The following is a 14,414-nucleotide window of genomic DNA, read 5'->3' as shown; positions in this document are numbered from 1 at the left end:
TCAGCGCTTTCCACTCAGCACTTCAGCGATATGAAGCACCTGAGTTGTGTTGTCTCCCTGCCGCCGCAGCCGCCCTTCGATTTGCATCATGCAGCCCAGATCGCCCAGCACCACGGCACGCGCCTTGGTCGCCTGGATGTTGGCGCACTTGTCATCGGCAATGGCGGCAGAAATATTGCCGTACTTCACCGCGAAGGTACCCCCAAAGCCGCAGCACTGCTCGCATTGCTCCATTTCACACAGACTGAGTCCGGGCACGAGCGACAGCAGTTGGCGGGGCTGTTGCTTGATGCCCAATTCGCGCAAACCCGAGCAGGAATCGTGATACGTCACCTCCCCCTCGAACGCGCCGGGCACCTCGGTCAGATGGGCCACACGCACCAGAAAGTCGGTGAGTTCAAACAGACGCGACTGTATAGCGGCGAAACGACGCAGCAAATCCGGCTGGTCTTTGAGCACATCCGGATAGTGTGTCTTTATCGTGCCCATGCAGGAGCCGGACGGGGCGACCACATAGTCGAACGACTCGAATTCGTCGAGAAACTTTTCCGCCAGCGCCAGAGTCGTTCGGTGGTCGCCCGAGTTGTAGGCGGGTTGCCCGCAACAGGTCTGCGCCATGGGCACATGCACCTCGAAATGCGCCGATTCCAGCAACTCGACGGCCGCCATCGGAATGCTCGGCCGCATGACATCGGCCAGACAGGTAATGAAGAGACCTACGCGTTTTTTCATTCCCGCATTATCAGTCGGCTGGCTGGTGACTGGCTGACGAACCACGCTGGCTGAACTACGAAACGAACTGCAAGGCCTCGCGTTTTTCCGATATACAAAAGACTGTTCCAGCATATAAAATTTTTGCAATGCAGCATTCTTCTGTTTCCCGCAAATCCGAACCGCTCGCAGCACCCGCCGAACCCACCATCCAGGTGCTCGGGCGAGTCTTTGCGCTGCTGGACGTTCTGGCGCAAAACCCCGATCCGATGCAACTCAAAGACATCGGCGCCGCAACCGGCCTGCACCCATCCACGGCTCACCGCATCCTCAACGATCTGGTCGTTGGTCACATGGTCGAGCGAGTTGAAGCCGGCACCTACCGCCTAGGCATGCGGCTGCTCGAATATGGCAATCTGGTCAAGGCGCGTCTGAGCGTGCGCGACGCGGCGCTCGGCCCCATGCGCGAACTTCACCGACTGACCCATCAACCGGTCAATCTGAGCGTGCGGCAAGGCGACGAAATCGTCTATATCGAACGCACCTACAGTGAACATTCCGGCATGCAGGTCATTCGATCCGTGGGCGGGCGGGCGCCCCTGCATCTGACCTCGGTCGGCAAACTCTTTCTGGCAGCCGACGAGGTGGCCCGCGTCAAGGCCTACACCCTGCGTACCGGCCTAGCCGGGCAGACGCGCAACAGCATCACCAACCCCCAATTGCTCGAGCGCGAATTGACCAAAGTGCGCCATGACGGTTATGCGCGTGACAACGAAGAACTCGAACTCGGAGTGCGCTGCATGGCGGCCGGCATTTACGACGACAGCGGCGCTCTGGTGGCCGGTCTGTCGCTCTCTGCGCCAGCCGACCGGCTGATGGAAGACTGGCTGGAAAAGGTGCAGCTGACGGCGCAGCGCATTTCGGCCGCGCTCGGCTACAAAGGCCCGCGGCGCTGATTCGGCGACCGCGCCCCAAAACGCGCGGTGTTGAACTCACTCGCCAAGGTCGGCGGATGACGGCTTTTCCACAAAGGCGGTCCGCACCAAGGCCGCGGCGTTTTCCGGCCCTCGGGCAGGCAACGCCTCTGTACGGGCTACCGGATCATGCAGGGCGTCGAAGCCCTTGGCTTCCAGCCAAGTGCGGATGCGCTGGGCATCGCCAAAATGCGAGTACTTACCCCACGCATCGAGCAGCACCACAATCACCCGGCGCCCTTCAAACTTGGTCTGCAGCACCAGGCAATGCCCCGCTTCGTTGATGTAACCGGTTTTCTGCAGCAGGATGTCCCAACCGCGGTTAAACACCAAATGATCGGTATTTCGGAATTGCAGTGTGCGCGGGCCGACCTCCACCTCGCTCTCGGGATGGGTGGAAAACTCGCGGATCAGGGGATAGTGATACGCCGCCTTGACCAGCAGCGCGAGATCATGTGCGGTCGATTCGTTCTGCGGCGACAGGCCGGTCGGCTCCACGTAACGCGTGGTATTCATGCCCAAAGAACGCGCCTTGGCATTCATCGCAGGTATGAAGGCCGCCAAGCCCCCGGGATAGTTGCGCGCCAAAGCATGCGCCGCCCTGTTTTCAGAGGACATCAGGGCCAGCTTGAGCAGTTCTTCCCGCGTGAGTTTCGTGCCGGGGCGCAAGCGCGAGGAGCTCCACTTCAGGGTGTCGATATCGGCATCGGTGATTTCGATGACCTGATCCATCGGCTGCTGCGCATCGAGAATCACCGCGGCGGTCATCAGCTTGGTGAGTGAGGCAATCGGGCGCGCAGTATCGGCGTTCTTGCTCAAAAGCACGCGATCCGTACCCTCGTCAACGACCAAAGCGGAACCCGAACGCAAACTCAGCGGGTCGTCGTTCGCTGCCGTGGACCTCGGTGAGATCTGCAATTCATCCGTCGCGCGCACCACGGATGAGGCCGCCCCGGTCATCAGGGCTGCTTTCAGAACGAGCGGATCCGGACGGCGTTTCTCAACGGCAATCCGCGTAGCGGGCAATTGACCTGTGCGCGCCTTCTTGTTGCGCACAGTCACAGCGATACGCCTGGAAGCCGCGCCCTGACGCATCTTGGCCACGATCGGTCGGGCACTGGGATGCGCGCGCTTATCCACCGCAACCTGCCGAGCCTCTCGCTCTTTCGCTGTGACTTTCCTGACCGGCTCAGTCTTCGCCTCGGCTTTGCCGCGTTTCTTTGAAAGACCAGCTGATCGCACTTGATGAGTTGATCGTGTCGCTGGTTTCTTGGCGACCTGCTTCTGAGCAGTCGGCCGTTCGGTCGTTTCTTTGCTGATCGCTGCGAAAGCGGGCGTCGCGATCAAGGACAGGGCGAACAACGCCGCCACCAGAACGCCCGGCCAGTACAACAGAGCGCCACCGAGTCTCCCCTTCGGCGTCCATCTTCCCAAAAAGGTGAGAAACCCTTGGGAAGGCCCATCGTGTTTCTCAGGAGAGTAAAAAAAGGAAGACTGCATGATGACCGCAAGGCAAGATGAAAATAATGTGACCAGCCTATCAAAGGCTGCAATAACAAGCAAGATCAAAAACTTGGCTTGTGTTTCTCAAGTGGCGGGTAAACGCAGCACGTTCGCAGCCAAAGCAAACGGCCCGCTGCGTTGAGCGGGCCGCTTTTATGCGCTGCAATCAGCGAGTTCAGAACATCTTGTTGTAGTTCGCCAGACCCGGATTGCCCTTCACGCCGATGAGCTTGGGCTCATTCACCTTCAAGGGCTTGATGACCTTCTGGTGCTTGAGATACTCCTCGACAATATCCCAGATCGGCGGGTTGTCGGGTGTTGCGCTGGCCTGCTGAACCGGCGCCCATCCCGCGACCTTGTAGGTCTTCTTGGGATCGAGCGGCTTGCCGCCCAGACGCATGTCCTGGATGCGATTGCCCATTTTTTCTTTCGGGGCACAGCTGTACTCCAGCGCACCCAGCCGCACCATGTCACCACCCTGCTGGTAGTAGGGATCCGGATTGAACAGGTTGTCGCAGACGTCTTCCATCACGTTCTTGACCGTCTCGCCCGTCATCTCGGACAGGGTGCAGTACGGGTAGGTGATGGCCAACTGCGTCATCATGTCTTCGCGGGTGATGGGCGCACCAGGAAGCAGGCTGCCGCCCCAGCGGAAACCCGGCGAGAACGCGAGATCGCCGCCACGAACGGCCAGCATCGCATCGACCACCAGTTGGTCCCACGTACCGTTGAAATTGCCACGGCGATACAGCAAACCTTCGGTGTGCGCCAGCACTTCGGTCAGTTTGCTTTCGTACGGCGCGCGCACCTTGGTGATCAAGGCCTCCATTTCAGGGTCGGCTGGCAACAACTCGGAGAACACCGGCAGGAGCTTGTACTTGTAGCCCACCATCTTGCCACCGCGAACATCGAAGTCCATCACGCCCATGAACTTGCCGTGAGAGCCGGCGTTGGTCACCAGGGTCATACCGCCAGAAGGACGGCGGATTTCCACAGCCACGGCCTCGCCATCATGGGTGTGTCCACCGAAAATGCAGTCGATGCCCTCCACCAGACTGGCCATCTTGCGGTCGACGTCCATACCGTTGTGAGAGATCACCACAACCAGTTGGGCGCCCTTCTGCTTCACTTCCTTGACCACCTTTTGCATGTGGTCGGTATCAATACCGAAAGTCCAGTCGGGGATCAGATAACCCGGATTGGCGATTGGCGTGTAGGGGAAAGCCTGCCCGATGATGGCGACCTGCACGCCATTCATCTGCTTCATCACATAGTTCGGGAAAACTGGATCACCGAAGTCCGCCGTTTTCACGTTCTGCGCGACAAAATCGATCTTGCCCTTGAAATCCTTATCGACGATCTCTTTCACGCGGTCTTGGCCGTAGGTGAATTCCCAGTGCGCCGTCATCACGTCCACACCCAGTTTCAACTGAGCGTCGACCATGTCCTGTCCCTTGGTCCACAGCGATAGGGCTGTGCCTTGCCAGGTATCGCCGCCGTCGAGCAACAAGGCGCCCGGCCGCGAAGCCTTCAATTGCTTGACCAGGGTCGCGATATGGGCATAACCACCCATCTTGCCGTACTGCTTGGCCGCGCGCACAAAATCGAGATAGGTGAAACCATAAGACTCACGGGTATTCGGCTTGAAGCCGACCCGCTTCAAATAATTCGTGCCCACAAGGTGGGGCAGGTGCCCTTCCATTCCGGCAATACCGATATTCACATTCGGCTCACGGAAATACACGGGACGCAAATGCGCGTGACTATCCGTCATGTGCAGAAAATGCACATTGCCGCTCTTGGGCGGGTTGTACAGGCTTTTGACTTCCGCGGCGGTTGCCTCGCGGGTCATGGGAAAACCGGTGGCCGCAGCAGCTGCCAATACACCCATAAATTCACGACGGGTCAGGCTCATTCAAATATCCTCATCAAAAAAATAAAAAGCCCGCCAAATCAATAGCGATCAGGCGGGCGCCACTCAAATTAAGTTTCTTATTATTAGTTGGCGTTAACGGGAGACTTCGGATCCATCAGAAGCGCCATCACGTCCTTCATCTGCTGCTCAGTCAGAATGTGGTGCGCACCAAATGAAGGCATCCAGCTGCATGCGTTGTAAGCTGAAGAATCATAAATCCGACCCCAGGTGTACTTCAGGATGGCCTCGCTATTGCCGCGAAGTTTTCCGTAGTCCACCAGTGAAGGGCCGATATTGCCTTGCGAAGGATCATTCTTGACCATTTCATGGCAGGCCAGACAATTTCCGCCGCTAGGCTTGTCAGGATTGTCACTCCATTGCTTGCCCTTGCCGTCCTGTGCAATCTTCAGGCCCGCCTTCCAGTCTCCCAGGAATTTACCATCCTTGGGATAGGCGATACCCGCCATAGCCTCAGATTCGAGTTTTTTGCTCATTTCGGCAGGCATGGGTTTTCCGAGATACTCATATTTAGAGCACTCATACTGCTGCTTGGTCTGAACCAGGCGATCTAGTTTAGCTTGTCCCTTCGGGGCAAAGTCATTTTTCAGAATGCTCTGAAAGGAGGCTGTCGCAAACGGGTTGCCCCCCTCAGAGGCGGATTGATTCATGCCTGCGCAGCCGCCAAGAACTCCGGCCGCTGCCGTCATGAGTACGAACAAAGTGGTTCTTTTCATGTTGTCTCCTCAGGTCTCAGCGCTTGAACGAAGGCGTGTGCAGGGTAGCGCCATTCGAATTCACACCCATGTAGGTAATCAGGTCGATGACCGCATTCGAAGTCATCTTGGGCATGGGGAAGCGTTGTTGACGGAAGCAAGCCAGCATGCGCCATTCAAGCGTACGAGCTACACCTTGCGAGTTGGGGTAAGCTGGCCATGTCGCGTAAGACACTGCAGCGCCCTTGGGCCCAGTGTCAACGAGATCAGGCAATGCGGAGATTTTGATCCGCTTATCCTTCTCGGAGTGACAGGTGGCGCAAGAAAAACTGAAGGGCCCGCCACGATAGAAGAACAGCTTTTTACCATTCTCATACGCCAATTTTTCTTCCGGCGTGTTTTGCGGAATGGCGATTTTCATATTGTCAGATTCATGGGCAACATACATCGCCATGTTGACCAGCGGTGTCGCATTGCCGCTTTCTTTGGCGAAAGCATCATGCTCAGCTTGCTGCTCAGTAAAGCCTTGCAGGGTTTCCATGCAGGTAATCAGGCGGGACTCCAGATCTTGCACCTTGCCGGTGTCAGCAAAGTAACGCGGAAGCTGGGCATACGCACCCTTCAGCACCCCGGGACCAAGGCCCAGATTGCATTGTTCCATCGAGGCATTTTTTGGGCCGCGTTTTTCGGTCCAAAGTTTTTTGCCGTCATCGATATTGAAATCAGCGGGGTTACCGCCCATTTCGTTCATCAGGGCTAGATATTGATTGCCCTCATTGGTCAGTGAAGCCGCATTTGCCTGTACGGCAAATCCTCCGACCCACAGCATGGCGGGTAGCGCAACCCCGGCCAAGATGGCCGTCTTTTTTGTACGGTTTCTCATAGTCTCCTCGCAGCGGTGAATAAACCAGAATGCGCAAAGCCGTTCGGCTTCGCGCATGAGATGCATCAAGACACCGTGGTGTCTGCAGTGGACGTATCGCCCTTGTTATCGATCCAGGACACAGTCACTTTGTCACCGGCTTTACCGCCCTTGAAACGGAACTCCAGGAACGGGTTTTTGGAGATGGCCGTGCCCCAGTCGCAGGTCATCACGGTCTTGTCCCCATTTTTGCAGGTGACGGACTGAATGAAGTGGGCGGGAATGATTTGGCCAGCTTTGTCTTTCAGCAGGCCGGTCTCTTCGGGGTGGGTCATCAGAACGCGAACGACCACAGCGTCGCCTTCGACGTTCGCCCGCATACGCATCGGAAATGCCATCGTGTTACTCCTTAAATAGGTGTGTTGCTGGAATCAGCAAAATTCAAAACGGTATCAATAGATCGGGTTGCTGGATCGCGTGGGATCGGGTTGCCGCAGGCTAATCAGCCGCCGCAACCACCCAGCGTGACCTTGATCTCTTTTTTGCTGAACAGCAGCTTGTCGCCAACCTTGGCCACGGCATAGACGTTGGAGGTCTGCGCCATTTTGACGCGGGTGGCCACGTTGGGCACCGAAGCGTCGGTCATGTTGAACATGCCGGCGAGGACCGTCGGGTTCTTTTCGATCACGATACCCAGCGCGGTGGTACCGGCTGCATTGCTTTTCACACCCACGGGCACAACAGCGCCGTTTTCGGCGATGTCCGGACCGATGATGCTGACATCGGTGCTTTCGGTAGGCGTTCCACCCCAGATCTTGGCCGCGTCGGCAAACGACTTGGCTTCGAACAGGGGCGCATTCCAACCCGGAGCGTCAGCAGCCAGGGCAATATTGGGCATGAGACCAGCGGTTGCAGCAACGCCCAGGGCGGCTGCGCCTGCACCAATCTGCATGACCTGGCGACGAGTTTGATTCATCAGTCTTCTCCTTAAAGTGAACAGGACAGTACCTGTATCTTGATAACGTATTACTGCTTCGCGCCGTCGACAATCCACTGCGCAATCATCTTGGCATCGCCTTCGCTGATGGTTTGCGGCGGCATGGGGATAGAGCCCCACACACCTGAACCGCCCTTGATGATGCGTGTGGTCAACTCGGCGACCATATCTTTTTTGCCGCCATACTTGCCAGCGACTTCCTTGTAACCTGGGCCGACCAGCTTGTTGTCACCCAAGCTATGGCAGGCCAGGCAGGACTTGTCTTTCAAAAGAGCAACCACCTTGGCGTCAGGATTGCTGTCCGCCGCGGCTTTTTCCTTGGCTTTCTTTTCCTGCTCTGCCGCAGATTCGGTCATCATGCCGCGGATCGGACCCCAGGTGCGGTACTGATCTGCCAGATTGCCGTTATTGTTCAGCGCAAACTCAGGAATGAAGCTGGTGATTTTGGGAGCTGGTGCGCAGTTTTTCATGCAATCCGTGTTGTGGGTATCCGGGATACCCCCATTCCCGATCTCTTTGCCTGGCCACATGCCGTGGTTCCAGATCATGCCATTGCGGTTAGGCAGCATGTCCTGAACTTGTTGCACGTTGTCACGGGTCAGTACGAAGTTGCCGGGCACCACGTTGGCCAGGTTCAACAGGTAGGCCACCAGCGCATAAGTGTCGTCCCAGGTCAGCGAGCCCGGCTCGTTCCAAGGCATGGCGCGGTGGATGTAGTCGAACAGCGTGGACACCGTGGACAGCTTTTCAATGGTGGTTGCGCCATCATTGGTGTTCGCCAACTTGGCGACACGACCCGTCTTGATGTCCTGCTTGGTGGCCTGGTAGGCACCGACCAGAGGCGGGAACACCGCGTTGGAATCGGCAAAGTCACCGTGGCACGAAGCGCACTTGGCCTCCCACAGCTTGGTGCCGGTTGCCACGCTGCCTTGACCGACCGGCAGGCCGGCGAAATCAGGGCGAACGTCGATGTTCCAGGCCTTGATTTCATCGGGCGTTGCCGTACGACCCAGGGTGGCATCGAGCTTCAGGTCCTTTGCGGGGACTTGGGGATGGACGGGCATGCCCGCCGCCGAGGCCACCGTGGCGCCGCCGACAAACATTCCTCCCAGAATGACCGCCAGCGCGGCTTTACGAATTCGCGAGTTGGACATTGCGAACATCTCCATTTTCTTCAACTTGCCAAGTTTGGATTGCGTTGTTGTGATAGACGGACCGAGTACCGCGCACTTTGCGCAGTTCTTCATAGGTGGGCTGCACCATGCCGGTTTCGTCAATCGCGCGACTTTGCAGGAAGGCGACCTGCCCCTTCCAAACCCAAGGCACATTGAACCGAGTGAATGCCTTGCTCTGGATCGGCCCTTCAAGACGCGCGGGCTGCCAGTTCACGCCGCCGTCGAACGAGACATCGACACGCTTGATTTTGCCGCGGCCCGACCAAGCCAGACCCGAGACGTTGTAGAGCCCTTTGTCCAACAACACCTGACCACCGGACGGCGAGGTGATCACCGACTTGACTTCCATGACCGAGGTGTATTGACGCAGACGGCCATCGGGCATCAGATCGACGTAGCCCACGGTTTCGTCCTTGGTGGCGAAAGGCTGGGTACCGAGCTTGATGCGGCGCAGGTACTTGATGTTGGAAACGCCTTCGACCCCCGGCACCACCAAACGCAGCGGGTAGCCGTTTTCCGGGCGGAGCATTTCACCGTTCTGGCCGTAGGCCACCAGCACCTCACCCGACAGCACGAGCGACATCGGGATGGTGCGGTTTTCGGTCGAGCCGTCAGCGCCTTCCGCCATGATGAAGCGAACACCCTTGAGGTCGGCGCCGCAGTCTTCGAGAATGTCGATGAGCGGCACACCGGTGAACTCGGAGCAGGACACCATGCCGTGCGTATATTGCACGGTCGGCAGTGCCACGTTGCCCCATTCCATCGCGGAGTTAGCGCCGCATTCGATGAAGTGGAAGCGCGACACCGGCTGCATGCGCATGATGTCGCCCACGGTATAGACCTTGGGCTTCTTGATGAGATTCTTCTCACCCATCACCATGAAGCGGAAGTCTTCCGGATTGATGTCGTACCAGCCCTGGTGCGAGCGGTTGAAGTGCAGACCCGCCGGCGTGACGATACCGAACATGCCTTGCAGCGGCGCAAAGGCCACGTTGGCCTGATTCACCGCAGCCAGACCCGGACTGATGCGGCGCACCAAGTCCTTTTCGTACTTGGACGGCATGCCGTAAGGCGGCTCGTTCACCGGAGCGCCCAGAGTGGTGCGCCACTCCTGCTCTTTCAGGATGAACTTGCTGCCCTTGTCACCCTCCCAGTCTTTGCGATCGGCTGCGTAGACGTTCGCTGCACCGCCAGCGGCCATGGTGGCGCTGGCCGTCAGAAACGCTTTACGCAAAAAGTCGCGGCGACCTCCCTGAACCTGGGCGATCTGCTCAGCGCTCAGGAAGTTTTCCGGTGCTTTACGCAGCCGGCCTAGCTTTTTTGTGTAGTCACTCATCCTCTTTCTCGCTTAGTAGGCACGTCGGGCCAGGCGATCCGTCTGCGAAACCGATTCAGGATCGTCGAGCTCGATGGCAATTTGAGTACACACGGTCCGGCACAACTGCACTGCCTTCTCGCTCTGCACACGGTAATAAACCAGATTACCGACGCGGCGCTTGGCGACCACACCGGCTTGATACAACACCTTGAGATGCTGGGACACGTTGGGCTGGGTCGAATCGACCGAGTCCATGATTTCTGTCACGCTTTTTTCGCCTGTACAGATGGAATTGAGGATGCGCAAGCGCAGGGGGGTGGCGAGGACGCCGAAGAGCTCGGCGGCGGAATCGAACACCCGATCCGCGTCGACCGAGAGATCATCTGCGGGCGACGTCACCAGTTCCGGGAGCGTGTCAGTTTGTGGCATATGAATTTGCTTATAAGCAAGCACTGATATTTTTCAAACCCTGACGGGGCTTGTCCACCCTTGGCGGCTAGGAGTTTCCCTAGTCAGGGACGCGCAATTGCATCAGGAATTTGCTGAAGGGCAAGCGGGTCTTCCAGTGTAGTGAGGTCGCCGGGGTCACGGCCTTCGCAAATCGCCTGGATCGCGCGACGCAACATTTTTCCTGAGCGGGTCTTGGGCAGTGCCGTCACCAGGCAGATGCGCTGGGGTCTGGCGACGGCGCCGAGTTGGGCGTCGACGTGGGCGGCGATGGAGGCCTGACTGGCCTGCGCAGTCACATTATCCTGCCCCGGACGCAGAACCACGAAGGCCCAGGCGGCTTGTCCTTTGAGTGCATCCTGCACGCCCACGACGGCCACCTCGGCCACTGCGGGATGCGCGCTGATGCTCTCTTCGATTTCGCGCGTGCCGAGCCTGTGTCCGGCCACATTGATGACATCGTCGGTGCGACCGAGGATGTAGAGATAGCCGTCGGCGTCCTGACGGCCCCAGTCGAAGGTGGAATACACCTGCCGGTTCGGGTATGTACTCCAGTAGGTATCCACAAAACGGGCGTCGTCGCCCCAGATGGTTTGCAGACAACCGGGCGGCAGCGGCCAGTCGATCGCCACCACGCCTTTTTCGCCGGGAGCGACCGGCTCGCCGTCTGTCTCGTTGCGCAGGCAGACTTTGTAACCCGGCATGGAAACGCCGGGGGAGCCCATGCGAGAAGCCACGTCGGGAAATCCCAGCGGGGTTGCCAGAATGGGCCAGCCAGTTTCGGTTTGCCAATAGTTGTCGATCACCGGCTTGTTCAGCGATTCGGCGGCCCAGCGGCCAGTGGGTTCGTCCAGCGGCTCGCCCGCGAGAAAAATGGCACGCAGACTCGACAGGTCGTGCCGCTGCAACAGCGCGGGGTCATGGCGCTTGAGCACGCGCATGGCGGTTGGGGCGGAGAACATCTGATTGACGCGATACTGCTCGACGATGCGCCAGAACACAGCGGCATCCGGGCGGATGGGGGTGCCCTCGTACAGAATGGTGGTCATGCCGGAGAGCAAGGGCGCATACACGATGTAGCTATGCCCCACAACCCAGCCGATGTCGCTCGTACAGAAAAACGTCTCCCCGGGCTGGCCGCCGAAAATCACGCGCATGGACAGTTGCAGCGCCACGGCATAGCCCCCGGTATCGCGCTGCACGCCCTTGGGTTTGCCCGTCGTGCCCGAGGTATAGAGGATGTAGCTCGGATGGGTGGAATCGACCCAGACGCAGGGCACTTCCGCCCGGGCGTGCCGGGTACGCAAATCGGCGTAGGAAACATCGCGCGGCTGCTGCCGGGCCCAATCCGCCAGCCCGCGATCGACCACGATGACCTGCTCGGGCGGATGCTGCGACAGACGCAGCGCTTCGTCGAGCAAGGGTTTGTACGACACGACCTTGCCCGCGCGCGATCCAGCGTCGGCGCTGACGATGACTTTGGGTTGCGCGTCATCGATACGCGCCGCAAGGCTCACCGACGCGAACCCGCCGAACACCACCGAATGCACCGCGCCCAGACGCACGCAGGCCAGCATGGCGAACACCGCCTCGGGAATCATCGGCATATAGATCAGCACCCGGTCGCCCTGGGTGACGCCCAGGCTCTGCAAACTGGCCGCCATGATCTGCACCTCACGGTGCAGCTCGGCGTAGCTATAGCTCACCTCCTGGCCCGTTTCGGTGGACACATACACCAGCGCGGCTTGCCCGGCGCGCTCCGGCAGATGGCGGTCGACCGCGTTGTGACAGAGGTTGGTCAAGCCCCCCGAAAACCAGGCGGAGAATGGCGGTTTGCTGCGGTCGAGCACACTGTTCCACGGCTTTTTCCAATCGATGGCCTGCGCCTGCTCGGCCCAGAAAGCTTCGGGTGAATCGACGCTGCGGCGGTAAAAATCGGCGTAAGACGCATCAATCATCGCACTGTCTCCTGTTTTGTATGAATGCGGCCCAGCCTAGGAATGGGCGCTGACGCCGAACTGACTCATCGATGAGCTGAGGGGAGCCGCGATCAAATCTTCACCACAAGCCGACCCCGCACTTTGCCGTCGAGCAATTCTTGCGCAGCGGTTTGAGCCTGATCGAGCGGGATGTCGTGAGCGATCTGATCGAGCATCGGCGCATCGATCAGATCGGCCAGCTTCTGCCAGGCTTTGCACCGAGCCGACTGCGGCTGCATCACGCTGTCGATTCCCGCCAGTGTCACGCCCCGCAGAATGAAGGGCGCCACCGTGGTTGGGAAATCCATGCCTCCCGCCAGTCCGCACGCGGCCACCACGCCGCCCCAGCGGGTTTGTGCGCAGGCGTTGGCCAGGGTGTGGCTGCCCACCGTATCCACCACCGCCGCCCAGCGCTCTTTCTGCAACGGTTTGCCGGGCGACGAAAGCGTGTTGCGGTCGATCACCTCAGCGGCCCCGAGCGCGCGCAAATAGGCTTGCTCCTGCAACTTGCCAGTTGACGCCACGACCGTCCATCCCATTTTGGCCAGCAGCGCCACGGCCACGCTGCCCACGCCACCGCTTGCCCCCGTCACCAGCACGCTGCCCTGCGCGGGAAGCGCGCCATGCCGCTCGATCGCCAGCACGCACAGCGCCGCGGTATAACCGGCAGTACCCAACGCCATAGCCTGTCGCGCGGTGAAGGCCTTGGGCAGCCGGATCAACCAGTCTCCATTGAGCCGCGCTCGCTGGCTCAGGCAGCCCCAATGCGTTTCGCCCACGCCCCAGCCGTTGAGCACCCAGCGGTCGCCAGGCTGCCAGTCGGCATGCGTGCTTTCAAGCACCGTGCCTGCGCCGTCGATGCCCGGCACCATGGGCCAGCGCCGCACGACCGGGCCGCGGTTGGTCAGCGCCAGCGCGTCTTTGTAGTTCAGGGTGGAATATTCCACCGCGACGGTCACGTCTCCCGCAGGGAGTTCTTCGTCTGGCCATGCCGCCAGGGTGGCACTGAAGCCTTGATCGGTCTGATTGAGTTTCCAGGCAGTGAACATCGTGTTTTCCCGTTGAGGCGGCAATGCTTCTTGCACTGCACAATGATTGACACATTCAAGCGTTCTATCTAAATTCACGCGATTATGCGTGTCAACCCCTTGTTCGCCCAGATTGCCTTGACCTGTTGCCTGTTAGGACCGTGCGGCATCACCTCAGTCTGGGCCGGCCCGCGTGTGCTGCCCCAGATCGACCCGGCGCAGCCCTCTGAAAAAGCGGTGCAAGACGTGCAAAACGCCCAGCGCGACGACGCCTCACTGCGCCAATGGTTGACGCAAAACGGCTTTGTGCATCAGGTCTCCACCCGGGCTTCCGACTTGGTGGTCAATGCACTGAGCTTTCTGGGCGTGAAATATCGCTACGGCGGCGACTCTGCGCGCAGCGGCTTCGATTGCTCGGGTTTTGTGCGCTACGTCTATCAGGAAACGCTGGGCACGGTGCTGCCGCACAACGCCGCGGAGCAGGCGCACGAAGGAGAAAAGATTCCAGAAAGCCAGCTCAAACCGGGCGATCTGGTGTTTTTCAACACGCTGCGCCGAGCCTTCTCGCATGTGGGCATTTACATCGGCGATGGTCAGTTCATTCACTCTCCCCGACCAGGCCAGACTGTGCGCGTCGAAAATCTCGATTCGCCTTACTGGGCCAAACGCTTCGACGGCGCGCGCCGCATCATGACGAGCCCGCAGACCGAAGTCGCGCAAGACGACCCTGGCAGCAGCACGAGCGATGCGGCGGCACAGGCGGGGCAATAAGCGAATCCGGCGTTCATTGCC

At 59.2% G+C, this 14,414-nt stretch carries 15 protein-coding genes; 3 read left to right on the top strand and 12 right to left on the bottom strand.

Translation table 11 applies throughout. The features are described 5' to 3' along the window. Positions 1 to 732, bottom strand: coding sequence for a (Fe-S)-binding protein (locus BIO17B3_RS15270; protein ID WP_156054676.1), 732 nt, complete (start codon positions 730 to 732; stop codon positions 1 to 3). 128 nt (positions 733 to 860) lie between these two features. Here BIO17B3_RS15270 and BIO17B3_RS15265 point away from each other — a divergent pair, with 128 nt between their 5' ends. After that, positions 861 to 1,667, top strand: coding sequence for an IclR family transcriptional regulator (locus BIO17B3_RS15265; protein WP_156054675.1), 807 nt, complete (start codon positions 861 to 863; stop codon positions 1,665 to 1,667). A gap of 36 nt (positions 1,668 to 1,703) precedes the next feature. Here BIO17B3_RS15265 and pbpG read toward each other — a convergent pair whose 3' ends face one another. Further along, positions 1,704 to 3,185, bottom strand: coding sequence for a D-alanyl-D-alanine endopeptidase (pbpG, locus tag BIO17B3_RS15260; RefSeq protein ID WP_232054310.1), 1,482 nt, complete (start codon positions 3,183 to 3,185; stop codon positions 1,704 to 1,706). Between pbpG and BIO17B3_RS15255 the strand changes: the two genes are divergently transcribed. Further along, positions 3,184 to 3,330 carry a hypothetical protein gene (locus BIO17B3_RS15255; RefSeq protein WP_156054674.1) on the top strand — a complete coding sequence of 49 codons (147 nt, stop codon included), beginning with the start codon at positions 3,184 to 3,186 and terminating at the stop codon, positions 3,328 to 3,330. The two genes, pbpG and BIO17B3_RS15255, sit on opposite strands and share 2 nt — an antisense overlap. Positions 3,331 to 3,363: 33 nt before the next feature. Here the strand turns inward: BIO17B3_RS15255 and soxB are convergent, their stop codons facing one another. The 10 genes from soxB to BIO17B3_RS15205 form a co-directional block, all read right to left on the bottom strand. After that, positions 3,364 to 5,103, bottom strand: coding sequence for a thiosulfohydrolase SoxB (gene soxB, locus BIO17B3_RS15250; protein ID WP_013123833.1), 1,740 nt, complete (start codon positions 5,101 to 5,103; stop codon positions 3,364 to 3,366). Positions 5,104 to 5,186: 83 nt separating this feature from the next. Next, complete coding sequence (soxX, locus tag BIO17B3_RS15245; RefSeq protein WP_156054673.1) at positions 5,187 to 5,837, bottom strand: sulfur oxidation c-type cytochrome SoxX; 651 nt, start codon at positions 5,835 to 5,837, stop codon at positions 5,187 to 5,189. Positions 5,838 to 5,853: 16 nt separating this feature from the next. Further along, on the bottom strand, positions 5,854 to 6,756 hold the full coding sequence (gene soxA, locus BIO17B3_RS15240; RefSeq protein WP_232054309.1) for a sulfur oxidation c-type cytochrome SoxA: 903 nt from the start codon (positions 6,754 to 6,756) through the stop codon (positions 5,854 to 5,856). Positions 6,757 to 6,764: 8 nt separating this feature from the next. Then, positions 6,765 to 7,076 carry a thiosulfate oxidation carrier complex protein SoxZ gene (gene soxZ, locus BIO17B3_RS15235; RefSeq protein ID WP_013106571.1) on the bottom strand — a complete coding sequence of 104 codons (312 nt, stop codon included), beginning with the start codon at positions 7,074 to 7,076 and terminating at the stop codon, positions 6,765 to 6,767. Between the two features lie 104 nt (positions 7,077 to 7,180). After that, a complete protein-coding gene (gene soxY / locus BIO17B3_RS15230; RefSeq protein WP_013124560.1) occupies positions 7,181 to 7,654 on the bottom strand; it encodes a thiosulfate oxidation carrier protein SoxY in 474 nt (157 codons plus the stop codon). A gap of 50 nt (positions 7,655 to 7,704) precedes the next feature. Further along, positions 7,705 to 8,829 (bottom strand): c-type cytochrome, encoded by a 1,125-nt coding sequence (locus BIO17B3_RS15225; protein ID WP_156054672.1) that lies wholly within the window; start codon positions 8,827 to 8,829, stop codon positions 7,705 to 7,707. After that, a complete protein-coding gene (gene soxC / locus BIO17B3_RS15220) occupies positions 8,807 to 10,186 on the bottom strand; it encodes a sulfite dehydrogenase (RefSeq protein ID WP_156054671.1) in 1,380 nt (459 codons plus the stop codon). The genes BIO17B3_RS15225 and soxC overlap by 23 nt, the downstream gene beginning before the upstream one ends. A 12-nt stretch (positions 10,187 to 10,198) precedes the next feature. Then, positions 10,199 to 10,597, bottom strand: coding sequence for a helix-turn-helix transcriptional regulator (locus BIO17B3_RS15215; protein ID WP_013106575.1), 399 nt, complete (start codon positions 10,595 to 10,597; stop codon positions 10,199 to 10,201). Between the two features lie 83 nt (positions 10,598 to 10,680). Beyond that, complete coding sequence (locus BIO17B3_RS15210) at positions 10,681 to 12,573, bottom strand: propionate--CoA ligase (protein ID WP_156054670.1); 1,893 nt, start codon at positions 12,571 to 12,573, stop codon at positions 10,681 to 10,683. Between the two features lie 92 nt (positions 12,574 to 12,665). Continuing rightward, on the bottom strand, positions 12,666 to 13,643 hold the full coding sequence (locus BIO17B3_RS15205) for an MDR family oxidoreductase (RefSeq protein ID WP_156054669.1): 978 nt from the start codon (positions 13,641 to 13,643) through the stop codon (positions 12,666 to 12,668). A gap of 84 nt (positions 13,644 to 13,727) precedes the next feature. Here BIO17B3_RS15205 and BIO17B3_RS15200 point away from each other — a divergent pair, with 84 nt between their 5' ends. Beyond that, positions 13,728 to 14,393: a C40 family peptidase gene (locus BIO17B3_RS15200; RefSeq protein WP_156054668.1), complete on the top strand. Its 666-nt coding sequence runs from the start codon at positions 13,728 to 13,730 to the stop codon at positions 14,391 to 14,393. The last annotated feature ends 21 nt before the right edge of the window (positions 14,394 to 14,414 follow it).

The organism is Thiomonas sp. OC7 (assembly GCF_900634595.1).
Classification (GTDB): domain Bacteria; phylum Pseudomonadota; class Gammaproteobacteria; order Burkholderiales; family Burkholderiaceae_C; genus Thiomonas; species Thiomonas arsenitoxydans.
This window is presented reverse-complemented; position numbering and strand designations above follow the sequence as displayed.